Here is a 16763-nt window from a genome sequence, read left to right as displayed (position 1 = left end):
AAGTACCCCCATTTCGCACTCAAAGTTCGGCGTGAAGTTGTAGCCTGTCTCATTCGTACGTTGCTTTGTACATACCAACTAACCCATAAATGATAATTATTTATTTAAAAAATAGCAATTCAGTAAATCACAAAAATACATTTTTATGAAAAACACCTCTACCCGTTCCTGTTGCTTCCTACTCTTTTTTTTTGTCTTTCTGGGCTTACATTGGCAAGTTAGTTATGCTCAAACAGGCGCGGTGGGTATCAATACCGACGGTAGTGTGGCCGACCCATCGGCGCTGCTGGATGTTAAAAGCACCAATCAGGGAATGCTGGTGCCCCGCATGACAGCCCAGCAACGGGGGTTGATCAGCAATCCAGCCACAGGGCTACTGGTTTACCAAACCGATGCAACGACAGGTTTTTATGTTTATAATGGAACGGCCTGGCTCAATGTATCAGGGCAGGGCGTCCCAGCAGGCGGCTCAACGGGGCAGGTACTTGCTAAAGTTGACGCAACAAACTACAACACGCAGTGGATCACTCCCGCAAATGGGGGTGGAGCAAGCCTGCAACTTAACGCAAACAAAGTTGGAGGCTCTAGTGAGATTTTACCCGTTGCCACAACTACGACACCGCCCACGATATCGTTTAACAATGTGCTTACGCTGCCCAGTAACGGAAACACCTGGACAACTAATAACACATTTACAGTGGGGCCAAACGGAGCAGGTGTTTATATGATTCAGGTACGTGTTCATACACCTGATGCCAGTCTGGTTACGAATACAGTACCTGTGAGCCTGGTCATACAAATAAACAACACCGTTTATGGCAATATAGGAAACATATATGGCCCCTATCCAACCCTTTCTGTCTATACACCTACTGGCACAAAAGGTCGTGGCGAAATTGTCGCATTTGTTCCTTTTAGCGCAGGCGATAGTTTTAAAATTTTAGCTCTCAGTGCAAACTCAAGCACCGCTTCTCAGCCCATCAGTGCCGATGCGGGAAGTAACATACTAGTGATGAAAATGAATTAACTCGCTCTCACGGATGCATCACATGAAGAATAGCTACCGAACCATACATCTGTTTTTGATCGCCCTGATTTTCAGCCTTTTTCTAACTAACCTATATGCCCAAACAGGCGCGGTAGGTATCAATACCGACGGTAGTGTGGCCGACCCATCGGCGTTGCTGGATGTTAAAAGCACCAATCAGGGAATGCTGGTGCCCCGCATGACGGCCCAGCAACGGAGCAACATTGCCAATCCGGCCAAGGGTTTGCTCGTGTTTCAGAACGACGCTATATCTGGTTTTTATTATTACGACGGCCTATCGTGGACATCGCTAAATGGCAACAGTAGTGGCGACAACCTAGGCAACCACACGGCAACGCAGGACCTGAACATGAATGATAAGAAAATCACTAACGTAGCGAGCCTGACCACAACAGGAGCCGCTACGTTAGGCGGCACTACGTATCCGACCTCTACCGGAACAGCCAATCAGGTATTGGGCACGAATGGTGCTGGCACCGCCAACTGGGTAACGGTTCCCGGTGCGAGTTTACAACTGGCAGCCTCCATTGCAACGGCCATAACGACCCCGGTTGGTAGCAGTTTGGTGCTGGGCGATATTATCGACTTCACGAACCTGAAAACATCGCCCACGCTGGGTAATACGTGGTCGGGCAACAAATTTACCGTAGGAGCCAATGGAGCGGGCCTATATGCCATCACGATTCAGCTCACCTCATCAAATACGTTTGCAGCACCCATGATTGATATGAATGGCACCGGCAATAACGGCACTAGTTTTTACGGGATGGGCTTGCTAAATACCCAAACCTTTCAGAACCCCTACAAAGGCCGGGGATTTGTTTCGGCAATGGTGTACCTGAATGCCGGGGAGTTTTTTCAGATCAGAGCGAGTAGTGGCAGTCAAGTGATTGGGGCTCTCCTAAATGGCGATGGCTCGTCGAACATTACGGTGGTCAAACTGAACTAACTACTTTTTTCTATACTCCTTACTGACAATGTATCATGACGAAATTCTACCAGACCTGGCGTTGGCTTGCAGCCTTTGTTTTTTGCGTTTTCCTATCCGATTCGTTCGCCCAAACGGGTGCGGTGGGTATCAATACCGACGGTAGTGTGGCCGACCCATCGGCGTTGCTGGATGTTAAAAGCACCAATCAGGGAATGCTGGTGCCCCGCATGACGGCCCAGCAACGGGGGCTGATCAGCAATCCGGCCACAGGACTGCTGGTTTACCAAACTGATGCAACGACAGGTTTTTATTTCTATAATGGAACGACCTGGTCTGCCTTGGGTGGCGGAAGTAGTTTGCCTTCGCAAACCGGAAATGCCGGTAAGTTTCTGCAAACCAATGGCACCACGGCCAGCTGGGCCAACGTAGCGGCTACGTATCCCAATGTAGAACTCCAGATACTAAATAATGCGACGCAAAACATTACGGCGTTAAATGGAACCAGCACGAATAATGAACTCCAATTTTCTGGGGCAAACAACAGCAATGCAACGCTAACCGGCGGGAATACCTGGAGCGGAACTGTATTTACGGTGGGAAGTTCGGGCGCTGGCTGGTATGATATTGACGTACACCTGAAAGGGGTTAGCAGCACCGGGGGCATCTCAACAGTTGGTATCACTGGTTATCTGGATAAGAATAGTTCAATGACCAGTACGAGCCTTTCAGGTACGCAGTGGATTAGCAGTTGGGATTCAAACACGTCCTCTAATGAACAAAGAAATATAAGCGCGCTCAGGGCCTTGATCTACCTTAATGCTGGCGATACGATCCGGCTCAGAGCCCAGTCATGGAGTACTACTGTCTCGGCGTATACGTCTACCGATGGCTCTATGAACCTGACTATAGTTCGTGTCAGGTAAGCCATTCCACTACGAGGGTTTGCCTGCTTTTGTTCACAATGGCAACTAACCGACTCATTTTCAAGACCATTCTATTCTTCAGTTACTACTTATGCCTAATTTTTACAAACTCATTCTTATAGGACTGTTGTTGGCAGGCTATCCGTATCATGCCTGCGCTCAGGTCAGCTTACAGATTGGCAACGGTACCAACATATCGGTGTCGGGAAGCTCCAACGTAGTAGTAGGTGGTGGCTCGTTTGTTAATAATGGCACCTTTACCGATGCCGGTGGTACGTTGAAAGCCACTGGTGCAACCAGTTTTTCGGGTACGGGGGCAACAAATCTGAATAAACTCATCATTGATCAGGTCACGGGAACAACTGCATTTAATAACGTAGTGACTGTGTCTCAATCCGCTACGTTCGTTGCGGGGAATGTCAATGTCGGTGCCGAGCTTTTGTATCTACGTAGTGATCAGAACCCGAATGCTACGTTAATCACAAATAGTAGCTTAACCGGTACGGTAAAAGGCTTACTGACCAAAGCAACGGTTATAACGGGCACTACGTCGTACACGAGTTTGCTAAGCACAAACATTTCGGGCAACAACCTGCTGTATCAATGGCAGTCATCGCCTGACAACAGTACCTGGACAGACGTTGCCTCGGCTACCGCTGCTACGTATACAGCCAGTGTCAGCACTAGTACGTATTACCGGGTAAAACTCAGTTCGTCGCAAAGTGCCTACAGCCAGAACACGCCCAGTATCAAACTCGATTTTCAGGTACCTGGCCCGGTCATCAGTGGATTTGCTCCTACGTCCGGTACTACATGTATCGGTAGTGTTACCACGTTTACAGCTACCTTAGCAAACGTAACTGAAGGCTACAGCTTTACGCTAACGAACGCCAATGCTACGTCCTTAACCGGAACATCGACCAGTAGTACATTTAGTCAGACGGCAGTGGCAGCGGGGTCGGGTGTGCAGACGTTTTCCCTGACGGTAAGTACGGCCAGTGGCAGTTCGGTGGCGAGTGCTACGGTATCGGTGGGTAGTCATCCGGATCTGATGGCACTGACCGATTTATACAACAGTACAAACGGTGCTGGCTGGACCAACAAAACCAAATGGCTCACTAACTGCGACCCTTGTAGCGGCTGGCAGGGCATTGGTTGTTCAGGAGGCCGCGTTACGTCGATCTTTTTAAACAGCAATAATCTGAGCGGTAGTCTACCCGCCAGCCTGAGCGCCCTCACCAATCTAACGACACTTTCCCTGAGTTCGAATCAACTGACCGGCAGCCTACCCGCCAGCCTGAGTGTGCTCACCAACCTGACGACGCTCTCTCTAGGTTATAACCGATTAGCCGGTAGTATACCCGAAGAACTGGGAGCCTTGATTAAACTAACCTCCTTTGGTATAACCAATAACCAGCTTACGGGCAGCCTACCCTCCAGCTTTAGTGCGCTTACTGATCTGACATCACTGGATGTAAGTCTTAACCAGTTGAGTGGCCCTATTCCGGCAGGGCTGGGGAATCTTTGGAGGCTGATCTATTTACGCCTGAACACCAACCAATTTACGGGAAGTATTCCGGCCAGCATGGGCAATCTGAGCAGCCTTCAAAGCATGAACATGAGCGCCAATCAGCTAAGTGGTTCTATACCCGCTAGTTTCAGTGGGTTATCTGGTTTAAAAGAACTCGTTTTAAGTTTCAATCAGTTGACAGGCGGCATTCCCGAAAGTTTAAGCACCCTTACTGGTCTCGATGTACTCAATCTGGCTTTCAACCCATTGGGCGGAAGTCTACCCGCCAGCCTGAGTGCTCTTACAAATCTGACCTACTTATATCTGAGCAACAACCAGTTGAGTGGCCCTATTCCGGCAGGTCTAAGCAAACTCACCAAATTAAACTACCTGAACCTGGGAACGAACAACCTTAGCGGTTGTTATCCGTCGAGCCTGACCGCACTTTGCGCCGTATCGACTAAGAATTTTACCAGTAATGCCGGACTGCCAGGTGGTGGTAGTGCAGTTGCCTTTACCCGTTTCTGCTCGACCGGACAGGGTGGCGATGCTTTCTCGCCAACGGCAACTGCCAGCTTTTCAGCCGTTTGCACCGGCGAAACGGTTCAGCTCAGCACAACCGGCGGTACCAGTTTTACCTGGGTAGCACCCGCAGGTGCCACCCTTACCAGTGCCGTTAACAGCAGTACTGCATCGGCGAGTTTAACGCTGGCAGGTTCGCAAACGTTTACCGTTATTGTTGGTCAGGGTGGTAGTTGTACGCAAACAGCTACAGTGAGTGTACTGGGCAACGCAGCACCTCCGCTAAGTCTGACAGCCAGCGGTCCGTTAAGCTGTTCGATCAGCAATGTAACCCTAACGGCCAGTGAGGGCTATAGCCAGTATGTTTTTTCAGCAGCGGCTACGCAGCAGAGCGGCACGGGTGGTAATACGGCACTGGCCAGCACTGCAGGTGTCTACAGCGTTACGGCCACCAATGCAAGTGGCTGTTCGTCAACCGCTACCGTTATGGTTAGCTATCAGAATTGCAACCCAATTGTGCTCAATCCGATTTCCCCGCAATCGGCCACAGCTAGCCAGGCGTTCAGCCTGACAATTGCTGACAATGTTTTCACGGATGGCGAAACACCCGGAAATCTTACCTTGTCTGTATCCGGTTTACCGGCAGGGCTAAGCTTTACGGCTCCAGCAACAATTTCGGGAACCCCTTCTACTACGTTAACGACTCCCTTACTCTCATCGGTAACTGTTACGGCTACGGATACAGGTGGATTGAGCATTAGTACTACGTTCCCGTTGACTGTGTATCCGGCTTTTTCCATCATTGGTGTTACGTTAAGTGGTTGTACCGTAGTAGCTCCCAATCGCCGGGCTGTTCAGCTTACACCGATCTATGTTGGACTAAACGGCCAACCGATACGTTTTTCCATTGAAAATGAATTCATTCCAACTTATTCTTCCGGCCCGTATCGGCTCGAATTAAATGTCGATTCACCAATAATAGTCCTGAAAGCAATGCAACAGGACCACCCTGGCGAAGCTTCATTTACTTACAATTGGGTAGCGGCCTGTTCGGGTAGCAGTACACCTCCAACGGTTGTCACCTCTATTTCACCCCAATCCGTAACGGTAAATCAGCCCTTCAGTTTTACCCTACCCGCCAATACGTTTACCGATGCCGAGACACCCAGCAGCCTGAGCCTGCTGGCAACAAATCTACCAACCGGAACTCGTTTCACAGCACCAGCAAGAATTTCTGGCGCATTTTCGACCACAACAGGCACTCCTTTTACGATAACTGTTCGTGCGTATGACCCCGGTGGACTATCGGTCTCAACAACTTTCCAGTTGAGTGTTATTCCTTCCACGCTTCCCTGCCCCAGTATGCATAGTGTAAAAGCCGGAAACTGGAATGATGCAAGTGTCTGGTCGTGTGGACGAGTGCCACTTAGTCAGGATTTGGCCACACTGAACCATGCCGTAACCATACCTCCCAATTATACCGGACAAGCGTTCCGGGTGCTTTATGGCACAGGCGGCCGGCTACTATTTAGTGCAACTGGGCGATTGAGGATTACTGAAAATTAGGAAGCCGGTAAATTTTCTATCACACCATGTTTAGCTCCCTGACCCAAGCTCGTCCGAGAAGGGTCAGGGATTTATTTTTTATTGCAGAGCTATAGAATCAGGTCAAAAAGGCGGATTTTCGACCTGTTTGATTTTTTCGATCAGTGCCAGAAATACATCCCTCGATTTGCCCTGTTGCGCACTTACCGCCGACTGACCTGCCCATAGCGCAACTAGATCAGACTGGTTCGTTTTTTGGCCAAAGGCACGTAGCGGAGCTGTCAGGTTATTTTGATATGTGTAATATGGTGTCTCCAAACCTGATGTTTCGACACGCGCCATAAACTCGTTTCGAATACCCCGTGCCCACCGTCCGGTGAACGCTTTCGTCAATTTAGTCGACGTATCACGAGCCTCCAACACAGCTTTCCTGTAAGCCTCACTGGCCGCGCTTTCTTCTGTTGGAATGAAGAATGTTCCCAATTGAACCCCGGCTGCACCCAGCACAAAGGCAGCGTTTACGGTTCGTGCATCTACAATACCTCCAGCAGCAATTACGGGTACCGAAACAGCGTCGGCCATCTGGGGCAACAAAGAGAACAGCCCAACCTGTGGCAGTCCGCCTTCCCAGCAAAAAGTGCCCCGATGACCGCCCGCTTCAAACCCCTGAGCCACAATAGCATTTACCCCAGAATCGCTTAGAAGTTGCGCTTCCCGGACACTGGTTGCCGTCCCGATTAACGTAGCACCACAACTTTTTAATCGGTCAACACTTTCAGCGTTGAGCATCCCAAACGTGAAGCTTACAATTGGAATCTGCTCATCAATCAACACATCAAGTTGATCGAGGTAACTGTAAAACCGAAACTCCTCCTCAGCTTTACGTTCGAAAGGAACCTGATAGTCGGCATAAACAGTTGCCAGAAAATCCTGCATTTCTGCTAGTACTACGTTATCGGGTTGCGCTATAATCTCATGGGCAAAAAGATTAACGGCAAATGGCTTGCTGGTTTTCCGTTTTGTCTCACGGATTAATTCGGCTGTTTTTTCAGGAGATAAGCCCCCTACAGGTAAAGAACCCAGTCCACCCGCATTCGCAATGGCTGCAACCATATCGGACGTAGTAACGCCCAACATTGGTGCCTGAATAACAGGATAATCAATGGTCAGTAGTTCGGCTAACGAAACAGAATTAGGCATACAACAGACTTTAGTATTTATACTGAATCGGACAGTTTCGGTCGACCGTAAAATCCGTTATCTGGCTGCCCAAGTTGGTTTAAAGCTAGGTTAATTCTTGGTATCATTAGTTCCGTCAATTATTGAAACGGAGACATTTTTCATATAGAATTGGGTATTGTACGATTTATATGAATCAATTTCAAGGGCAGTATTTGTGAGTTTATACTTTGCAAAAGTAAACTTGCCTATTAACCAGCCTGCCTGAGTCAGCTTAGCCAATCTGAAGTAGGTTTGTTAAGACTGGAACTTATTATTCTGACGCCATAAATCTTGCTGGAAAGTAATTCAGCGTCTCTTTTTCAATCCTCAGCGTTACCAGAACGATGCTTTCTCTAAACCTGTTCAGGCTTATCTACCTAGTACTTAGTAGCTGGCTACTGATGACTCAGGCTGCTCATGCCCAAGTCGACACCCTGTTCCATCTCAGTCCCGACCAGCGTATTCTCCGGTTGTGGCAACAGGCTCCTTTCTTTGCCATTGATCATCCCCCCTATCTGACTGCTAACGACTCCACGCACGTTTTTGCCCAACTAGATCGGCTGGCTGCTTTTGCCACAGAACAAGACGACGAACGTTTGTTCTGGACCGCACAACTGCATAAAATCCTGTTCCGACACACGCTAACTAGATTCCCAAACAAAATCTCGACCGTACTTTCAGCGGCCCAACCCTATCTGGATCAATGCCCGGTACCCGTAGTGCTGGCTTCGTACTGGTACCACCGGGGTTCCTACGAATATGATAATAAACAATTCGACGAAGGATTTCGGTGGCTGCTACGTGCCCAACAAGCCTTCGAACAAATTGGCTACGATCACATTCCTGAAGTCAGCGAGTACCTCCGCGATTTGGGTGTGCGCTATTATTTTTTCGGGGAGTACGCTACGTGTATTCGGTTTACAGTGGCCTCCTTCCGCTACCCACCCTGGGTAAAACGGGCCGAGATTTCGGCACATAATACGGTGGGCCTTGCCTACCAACATCTCCATCAATATGCTCAGGCGCAGAATTACTTTACGCAGACTCTCAAGTTGGCCGAGAAGCATAGCGACTCGGCCTATGTGGCCATTGCGAACACGAATCTGGGGCACCTGTTGATGCTACGTAGTCAACCCCGTCTGGCGTTGCCTTATCTATATAAAGGGTATCAGTTTAGTTGGCAACGCATTCCGGAGAATCGGGTACCAGAGAATGCCGCTCTGACGGATTTATATCTGGCTCAGGCACTTCTGGATTTAGATAGCACTCTGAAAGCCAAAACCCACATAAACCGCTCGACTCAATTCTTTACCAATCGGCCCTGGTCGGCCTACGATCTCCAATATTATCAGGCTCAGATGGCCTATTACAAAAAAACAGGTGAATTTCGTCGGGCAATGATTTATCAGGATTCGCTCCGGGGAGAAGAAGAGTCTCAACGGACCCTGTTCAACACCCGTTTGCTCACGGCCAGCCAAGGTCAGGTCAACGCCGAGCGATACCTGAATGACCTTCGAACTCTGGAAAACGATCACAAGAACGCGGTTCTGGTCCGTAACATTATTCTTATCGCTGCGGTGCTGCTGACGCTGGCCGGGGCTTATGCACTTCGGCAAAACCAGCGAAAGCGAGCACTTTTGCTCGTTCAAAAGCAACAGGCCGAACAACTGCTGAGTCAGTATATTGCTAACATTCAGGAGAAGAATCAGCTTATTGACACTATTTCGGCCCAGCTTCACCAAGACGAGCCAAGCAGTTCACCCATCAAAAACTTAATCGCACGGGTTATTCTAACGGAGGAAGACTGGCAACAATTCAAGGATTTATTTGAAGATGTTCACCCGGGCTTTTTCTCAGCTCTTCTCACCCGATATCCTGATTTGACCAAAGCCGAAATTAGACTACTAGCCCTCTTGAAACTCCAGATCGACAGTATTCAGATGAGCCGAATGTTAGGCATTTCGCCCGAATCGATTTATAAAACTACGTATCGACTCCGCAAGAAACTGGGAGTTAGTGGCAAATTATACCTAAACGATCTTCTGGACGGGGAATCACCTAAAAGCTAATATTCTATATATTAATCGTTTACAATTTGTCCGCTTTTTGTCCGTATGCCAAAATAGGCATTTGCTAGTGATTTTTCTTCTTTTACCGTACTTCAACGACAGCGCCCTTGAACCTGGTAGAGCCAGGGGACTTTGCTTCCGAAGTATGCATTCATGTCGACGCCGTCGGTGGAGTTAACGGGTTGGCCTTAGGCCCAATCAAGTCCTCCTTACTAGTCGTATGAAACTACTTTCCCTGATCATTCGCTCATTTATCCAGCGGCTCGTTTATGCGGCCACGTTCCTGCTCGTCGGGCTGACCTTCTTGCTGCATAGTTATCCTCTACTGGCCCAAACGGGTGGCAATTACTCCACCCCTGGCCTGTACACCTACACCATTCCAGCGGGTGGTCCTCACCAAATCCGATTAACCGCTCGGGGCGGTGACGGGGGCGGTATTCGTGCCAACAACGGTGGCGGAGGCAGTGGAGCCAGTGTTGGCGAAACCTTCTCTGTTCAGAGTGGCGACGTATTAACCGTGATCGTTGGACAAAGTGGTGGCCAAGTTACCCCAACGCTTAATGGTGGCGGTGGCGGAGGGTCAGCAGTAATATTGACCCGTAACGGAACCCGTACGCTGTTAGTAGCTGGTGGTGGTGGTGGCGGAGTTGGTTCTCAATCACAATTTCAATCTACAACAAACTATCCGGGTGGTGGCGGTAGGGGCCTTGGGGTATTTACCGCCGGTACGGGCGGGCCATCCGCTGGTAATTACAGTGGTAGTGGTGGTGGTGGCGGATTGGCTGGACCGGGTGGTATGGGCGTTACGGGATTTAATCCGGGTGGTGGCGGTGGAGCGGCTGCCAGCTTAAGTGCTGTAAGCACCGGAGGAGCAGGCGCTGGAGTTAGTAGTGGCTATGGGGGTAATGGTTTTGGCGGTGGTGGTGGTGTAGGCGGCTATGACTCGTCTCCTTCTCAGCCTGCCGGTGGTGGCGGGGGCGGTTATGGCGGTGGGAACGGGGCAGGTGCCTATAATTCACCACAGAGCGTTACCTCCGCCCAAGGTGGCTATTCGTATGTAAGCCCAACGGGTAGTTCCACTACGGTAAGCCCCGGCACCAGTGGCTCTGGCCAGAATCAGAACGGCCGGGTGACCCTTACATTCCCCAACAACACGGCTAGCGCAGCGATTACCACCGCCAATCAGACTGTTTGCTCAGGCAGCTCCGTTACGTTGCAGGGCACAATTAGCGCTACGGGAAGCTGGACACTGACCCTGAGCAACGGCTCCATAGCCACTGGCAGCGGGGCCAGTTTTTCGATTCCAGTAAGCCCAGTCAGTTCAACGACCTACACCATTCAGTCACTGCATGATCAACGGGGTATTGCCAATAGCAACAATCTAACGGGTAGAACTATTCTTACAACTAATCAACCCACGTTGAGTTTAAGCCAGAACGGCCCCCTAACCTGTACGCAGACCAGTGTAACACTGACCGCAACGAGTAATGCTACGTCCTATACGTTCAGTAGTGGAGGTACTATTCTGGCTGGCGCAAACACCAGTAATATCCGGGTTGTGAATAGTGCAGGTAACTACGTAGTCCGGGTGAGTGGTGCCAATAGCTGCACCAACTCAGCCACCATAACAGTCACGCAACAGGTACCAAGCCCACCATCGGTGTCGATAACCAACGGCGGCACCCTTACGTGTTATCAGCCTACTGTTACGTTGGTGGCCTATGGCCTTCCGAATGCTGCGAACCCGATTGTATCCTATACCTTCACCACTGGGAGCACAGTTTTACCGGGTGATCCATCCAGTGGCACCCGGATTGTTAGTATACCGGGGCTGTATAGAGTCCTGGTAACAGGGGCTAATGGTTGCACCAACGAGACCGAAACAATTGTTAATCAGGCACCTGAACATCGGCCAGTGGTCTACTTAACCAACGACGGCCCACTTAGCTGTAGTAAGAGCAATACGAAGCTGACCGCATTGGGTGACGTGAATAGCCGGTATTATAAATTTATCGGTCCGGGTATTCCAGAGCGGAGTTTTTCTACTGTTACGTTCGAATTCGTGAGTAGTCCGGGAACCTATACGGTTGTGGCACTCAGTCAGGATGGCTGCACCAGCGTGGCTACTACAACCGTTAACTGGATTGGCAATACGATTACCAATCCGACCAATGGGTCCTTTGCGGTAGACCAGGGCGTGAGTGAGGTTTTCAATGCCAGTGATGGAGTCATTCCTTACAGCAACTTTACGGTAGTGAGCGGGAGTCTACCAGCCGGCTTGCGTCTAATAACGTTTTCGCCAACCGGTCGTGGTCGTCTGGAAGGAGTGCCAACACAGGCGGGTAGTTTTACCGCTGTGATTCAGGCCCGTGATGCCAATGGATGCACAGGACAGGGGATTCCTTACATTATGAACGTAGCCCCTTTCGCAATAACCAGCCAGCCTGGCAACAAGTCTGCCTGTCTGGAAAGTCAGATGACTCTTAGTGTGGGCATTTTGGGCAGGCCCACAGCCTATCAGTGGTACAAGAATACGTCCGTTATTCCGGGCCAGACATCAGCGACGCTCACACTTTCCTCGTTCAGTCAGTCCGATGTGGGCAATTATTTCGTGGTAATCACCGGCGGTGGGTTAAGCTTGACCAGTACAGCCGCTACGCTATCGGTTCTTCCCGGTTTGCCAGCCCGTTTATACGTCAAAGCCAACGCTACAGGAGCCAATACGGGTCTTGATTGGGCCAATGCCTTTACCGATCTGCAATCCGCCCTCAGTCTGGACCATGAATGCCCGAAAGGTCTTAAGGAAATTTGGGTAGCCGGAGGAGTCTATAAACCCACTACGACTGGCGACCGCACTCGACCGTTTGTCATGATGCCGGGTGTGGCGATCTATGGGGGGTTTATAGGCACTGAAACAACCCTTTCTCAGCGTCCCTCAATGAACCCACTAACTGGTCAGCCCAGCAGCAGCACCCTAAGTGGTGATATCGGTCAGCCGGGCGATGCGTCGGATAACACTCAAACGATCATTGTGAGTGTAGATGTGGTGGCAACGACGGTTCTGGATGGCTTTGTCATCAGTGGCAGCAAATCCGACCCCAACAACGAAGGTTTTGTAGCCGGTAGTATGATGAATGTTTCGTCTAATGGCAGTAGTCCCACGCTACGCAACCTGCTCTTTATCAATAACAATTCAGGTGGATTGGGCGGAGCTATCTTAAATTATGCGAGTTCCAGTACCTGTAGACCGACCATAACCAACTGCATGTTTCAAAATAACTCCGCTGCAAACGGCGGAGCCATAGTAAACTATGCAATTGGCGGTAATTGCAGTCCAATCCTGATTAACTGCTCGTTTCAGAGCAATGCCGCTTCTCAGGGAGGAGCTATATACAATAGTACGTCTCCAGGAGAGGCTGCTACAATCAATCCAATTCTGATGAACTGCTCATTTCAGGGTAACACCGCTTCTCAAGGTGGCGCTATATACAATTCTCAGGCGCAGAATGGTACTGTTAGCCTAACGATGGTAAACTGTGCGCTATTTGGCAATGGTGGAGTCAACTCCATCACGAATAGCGCGGGTGCTACGTTGTCGGCCAGTTACAGCCTTTTTGATGCCTCGGTTACGGGTTATACTAACGGGGCGGGTAATCTTGCGGTTAGCACCTCTCCTTTTACTTCACCCACTAATACCCAATTAAGGGCTGGCTCACCGGCCATTGATGCAGGGAATACACAGGCTTATCAGAATATAGGTGGCCCCGCTACTGATCTGGCAAGCAATCCCCGGTTTCTGCAAACGGCCATCGATATGGGAGCTTACGAAAGTCCAGGAGTGTGTATGAGTATGTACAGCCTGAAAGTGGGCAATTGGAACGATGGAAGCGTATGGTCTTGTGGGCGAGTGCCGCAAATCACCGATCAAGTGACGTTGTATACTGCCGTCAGCTTGCCCCCCAGTTATCAGGGGCAAGCCCTGCGCATCGGCTACTCTGCCACAGGCCGTCTACTCTTCAGCGCTGGTAGCCGGTTACGACTAAACGGTAATTAATTAGTTGGAGAAGTCTATTTCTGAATGCTTTGTTCAGAGATAGACTTCTCCAAATTACTGTACTGTCTACATCGCTTTATTGAGATGAGCAAAACCATGAATAAACATCAGGTCGAAAATCCACCTCAAGGGCTAACTGTCCCATCAACGCTCGTTTTGCAGAACACTACATCCTTTCTAAAAGTCCAGTGGCGTTTTTTAGAATCCAGTAAATAGTGTGGTTTCGTTACGTCCTCATTACGTCAATACGTTCACGATAAGGCTTGCCACTACATCACGGCCTGATGGGAGACAACTTACTAAGCAAACAATTGCGACTTACCTGATAGCTCTGAATACGTCGACGGCTCCAGCACTTCTGCTACGTCGCTCGGTTCCGTTCGCGATGTGACCCGTTTGCTAATACTGTAGCTATGCAGTTTACTGACCGGATATTGATGATTCAGTATGGCCAACGCATCCGCTTCGGTCAGATCGTCGTGCAACCACGCATTTTCGGCTTTGGCCGACAGCAAACAGGGCATTCGTTTTTTTGTATTGTGAATAGCTGCCAGCAGTGAATTCGCTTCGGTAGTCAGCAAGGTGTAGGTTTTAACCAGTTCGCCCGTTTCGGGGTCTGGCCATTCATCCCACAGGCCCGCAATCGACGTAATTTTCTGATCCGTTGCGCTGATGTAGAACGGGAATTTCTTACTGCCGACGGTGTGCCATTCATAAAAACCGGTTACTGGAATAAGGCAGCGTTTACCAGACTGAGCAGCACCCCGAAACGATGGTTTTTCGTAGATGGTTTCGGCACGGGCGTTGATGGTTTTCGTTCGGATTTCATTGGCAGCATCGTCACTACGTGTCCAGTGCGGAATCAACCCCCAGCGGATTAATTGCAGTTTTTCGGGCTCCTGCCGGGTTACAATCGGCCAGACCGGAAACGTGTACGCATTGGCATGATAAACCGGCTGAAAATCGGCCGACGCTGGCAGCTCAGCCTGATAACGTTCTTCAAGTTCGGAAGCCTTCGCATTGAGAGATTTATGGTAACACATACGTCAGAAAAGCAAGTCAATTGATTGCCGATTGGTCTATATAGTAAACCCATAAATCTCTGTTCCTGTTACAGGTTTTACAGTTATTCGTCCAACTCATTTAATTGCAATTGCAACTCGTCCAGATAGGGATCTTTAAACATTCCGACCAGCGATGCTAACCCAACAGAAAGGGCAGTAATGGCAAGTGGAATGCCAACAATCAACACAGTATATAACCAGCCATTTCCGGCAAACCGACGAATAATTGTCGGCAACATAATCATGGAACCTGCCAGCATAGCCAACAACCAAACCCATTTCATCAGGGCGGTGTGCCGCCTGCGTAACCGAATTAACTCTGCCAGCGAATTACGCAAATTATTAGCAGTCAACGTAGTACGACGCAACGTAGCAAGGTGTCTCATCAGCAAATAAAAGCCAGTTGTCGCAATCAGCACGTAGCATCCGGCCGGAACGTAGTGAATCGTTTCCGTATAATCGAAGGGATTACCCGCTACGACAGCCGTAAAAAAACAGACGAGTCCGAACAATATTGCTCCCGGCAAACGTATTTCCCGAATCATTTTATCGAGCGTGCTCTGCGACTGGTTTCGCCGAACGATGGTCAGTATATGCCGGGATGCCTCTTGCGTCGATTCTATTTTTGATTCGTAGGTTTTCCAGACTGCTTTAAATTTTTCCAGATCCAGTTCCATTGGCGTATTTGTTAATTGGTTATGGTTAGCATACGTTTAAGTTTTACTTTAATTCGGTTCAGCTTCACCCCCACATTCGATACAGAAATACCCATAATCCGGGCAATTTCGTCGTAAGAATGATCATCGACGTAAAGAAGAACAAGGGCTTTTTCAATCTGTGTCAGATGCTCGATGGCGGCATAAAACTGCTCGATACGTTCATCCTCTTCAGACGTGTCGGGCATCGGAACTATTGCCAGCAAATTATCTTCGAGCGAAGCTGGTACGATACGTCGGTTTTTGTGCCGATACAAGGAAATGGCCGTATTCAGAGCAATTCGATACATCCAGGTGCTACGTTGCGCTTCCTGCCGAAAGGTTGGGAAGGCCCGCCAGAGTTGCAGAACGATTTCCTGATATAAATCTCTTCGGTCTTCGTCATCGTTGCCATACAATCGACAAACCTTGTGCAGGATACGGGGGTACGCATTGATAAGCTGGATAAATTCGGTTTCCATTCCTGATTGTCTTTCCCCATTAGTCGCCAACTGGTCGAAAAACTTACAACAGCATCTTTCTTTTTTTCAATACCTGTCACCGCCTTTCTCGTTTGAAGCAATGAAACTCTATTTTCCGGCTTTTTCTACTTCATTACGTAAACAAAATTGCTACTCACACGTCAATATAAAACAGTACTGATACGTGTATGGCAGACAATCGCGCTTTCAATTATGACCTCGACTATCGACACCTGAACCTGCGCGAACAGCCTGAGCTTTATCGGGTTGGCAAAGGTGAAATGGGTGTGCTGCTTGTTCAACCTTATAAAAATGAGATTCTCCCCTACTGGCGATTTAAAACGCCGGAAATTGCCCGTGAATCATCCGAGAAAATCTACCAGCTTTTTCTCGATTACAAAGCAAAGGATGATTTTATTGGAATGGACATGGCGCGCAAGTTTCTTCAGATGGGCTATACTCGCTCCCGACGTTATGCAAATCACCGTACTGGCAAAAAATACGATGGTCCCGTTCCCGACGATAAAAAAGGGCAGTCAGGTGCGCACGGTCGGGAGCAACTGCCGCGTGAAGAAGATCCGGTAAAAGCCGAGTCTGCCCGAATTTTTTACGGCAAATATCTGGAAGCGAGGGAAGATGCTACGTATCAGAAATTGAAAAAGGAATGGCAGCAAAAATATGGGTAGTTGTCCAACAACT

The 16763-nt window shown here is 49.3% G+C and carries 11 protein-coding genes; 7 read left to right on the top strand and 4 right to left on the bottom strand.

All coding sequences use genetic code 11. The features are described from left to right. Positions 1-145 precede the first annotated feature (145 nt). The 4 genes from ACYVD4_RS07645 (at position 146) to ACYVD4_RS07630 (ending at position 6500) form a co-directional block, all read left to right on the top strand. On the top strand, positions 146-1027 hold the full coding sequence (locus ACYVD4_RS07645) for a hypothetical protein (RefSeq protein ID WP_460944066.1): 882 nt from the start codon (positions 146-148) through the stop codon (positions 1025-1027). A gap of 22 nt (positions 1028-1049) precedes the next feature. Then, a complete protein-coding gene (locus ACYVD4_RS07640; protein ID WP_460944064.1) occupies positions 1050-1997 on the top strand; it encodes a hypothetical protein in 948 nt (315 codons plus the stop codon). A gap of 35 nt (positions 1998-2032) precedes the next feature. After that, entirely contained in the window at positions 2033-2902 is an 870-nt protein-coding gene (locus ACYVD4_RS07635; protein ID WP_460944062.1) for a hypothetical protein, read from the top strand. A gap of 91 nt (positions 2903-2993) precedes the next feature. Next, positions 2994-6500 carry a leucine-rich repeat domain-containing protein gene (locus ACYVD4_RS07630; protein ID WP_460944060.1) on the top strand — a complete coding sequence of 1169 codons (3507 nt, stop codon included), beginning with the start codon at positions 2994-2996 and terminating at the stop codon, positions 6498-6500. Positions 6501-6602: 102 nt separating this feature from the next. Here ACYVD4_RS07630 and ACYVD4_RS07625 read toward each other — a convergent pair whose 3' ends face one another. Continuing rightward, the gene (locus ACYVD4_RS07625; RefSeq protein WP_460944058.1) at positions 6603-7679 is read right to left on the bottom strand and encodes an NAD(P)H-dependent flavin oxidoreductase; all 1077 of its coding nucleotides are present in this window, start codon (positions 7677-7679) and stop codon (positions 6603-6605) included. A 422-nt stretch (positions 7680-8101) separates the two neighbouring features. Between ACYVD4_RS07625 and ACYVD4_RS07620 the strand changes: the two genes are divergently transcribed. Together ACYVD4_RS07620 and ACYVD4_RS07615 are read left to right on the top strand one after the other, a co-directional pair. Continuing rightward, positions 8102-9769: a hypothetical protein gene (locus ACYVD4_RS07620; protein ID WP_460944056.1), complete on the top strand. Its 1668-nt coding sequence runs from the start codon at positions 8102-8104 to the stop codon at positions 9767-9769. 220 nt (positions 9770-9989) lie between these two features. Beyond that, a complete protein-coding gene (locus ACYVD4_RS07615) occupies positions 9990-13823 on the top strand; it encodes a beta strand repeat-containing protein (protein WP_460944054.1) in 3834 nt (1277 codons plus the stop codon). Positions 13824-14122: 299 nt separating this feature from the next. Here the strand turns inward: ACYVD4_RS07615 and ACYVD4_RS07610 are convergent, their stop codons facing one another. The 3 genes from ACYVD4_RS07610 to ACYVD4_RS07600 form a co-directional block, all read right to left on the bottom strand. Beyond that, positions 14123-14866 (bottom strand): SOS response-associated peptidase, encoded by a 744-nt coding sequence (locus ACYVD4_RS07610; RefSeq protein ID WP_460944052.1) that lies wholly within the window; start codon positions 14864-14866, stop codon positions 14123-14125. 83 nt (positions 14867-14949) lie between these two features. After that, positions 14950-15564, bottom strand: coding sequence for a hypothetical protein (locus ACYVD4_RS07605; RefSeq protein WP_460944050.1), 615 nt, complete (start codon positions 15562-15564; stop codon positions 14950-14952). An 11-nt stretch (positions 15565-15575) separates the two neighbouring features. Continuing rightward, entirely contained in the window at positions 15576-16064 is a 489-nt protein-coding gene (locus ACYVD4_RS07600) for an RNA polymerase sigma factor (protein WP_460944048.1), read from the bottom strand. Positions 16065-16252: 188 nt separating this feature from the next. Between ACYVD4_RS07600 and ACYVD4_RS07595 the strand changes: the two genes are divergently transcribed. Then, a complete protein-coding gene (locus ACYVD4_RS07595) occupies positions 16253-16750 on the top strand; it encodes a DUF4385 domain-containing protein (RefSeq protein ID WP_460944046.1) in 498 nt (165 codons plus the stop codon). Positions 16751-16763 lie beyond the last annotated feature (13 nt).

The organism is Spirosoma daeguense (genome assembly GCF_054776875.1).
The sequence above is the reverse complement of the archived record's forward strand: the minus strand, read 5'-3'. Positions and strand labels throughout refer to the sequence as shown.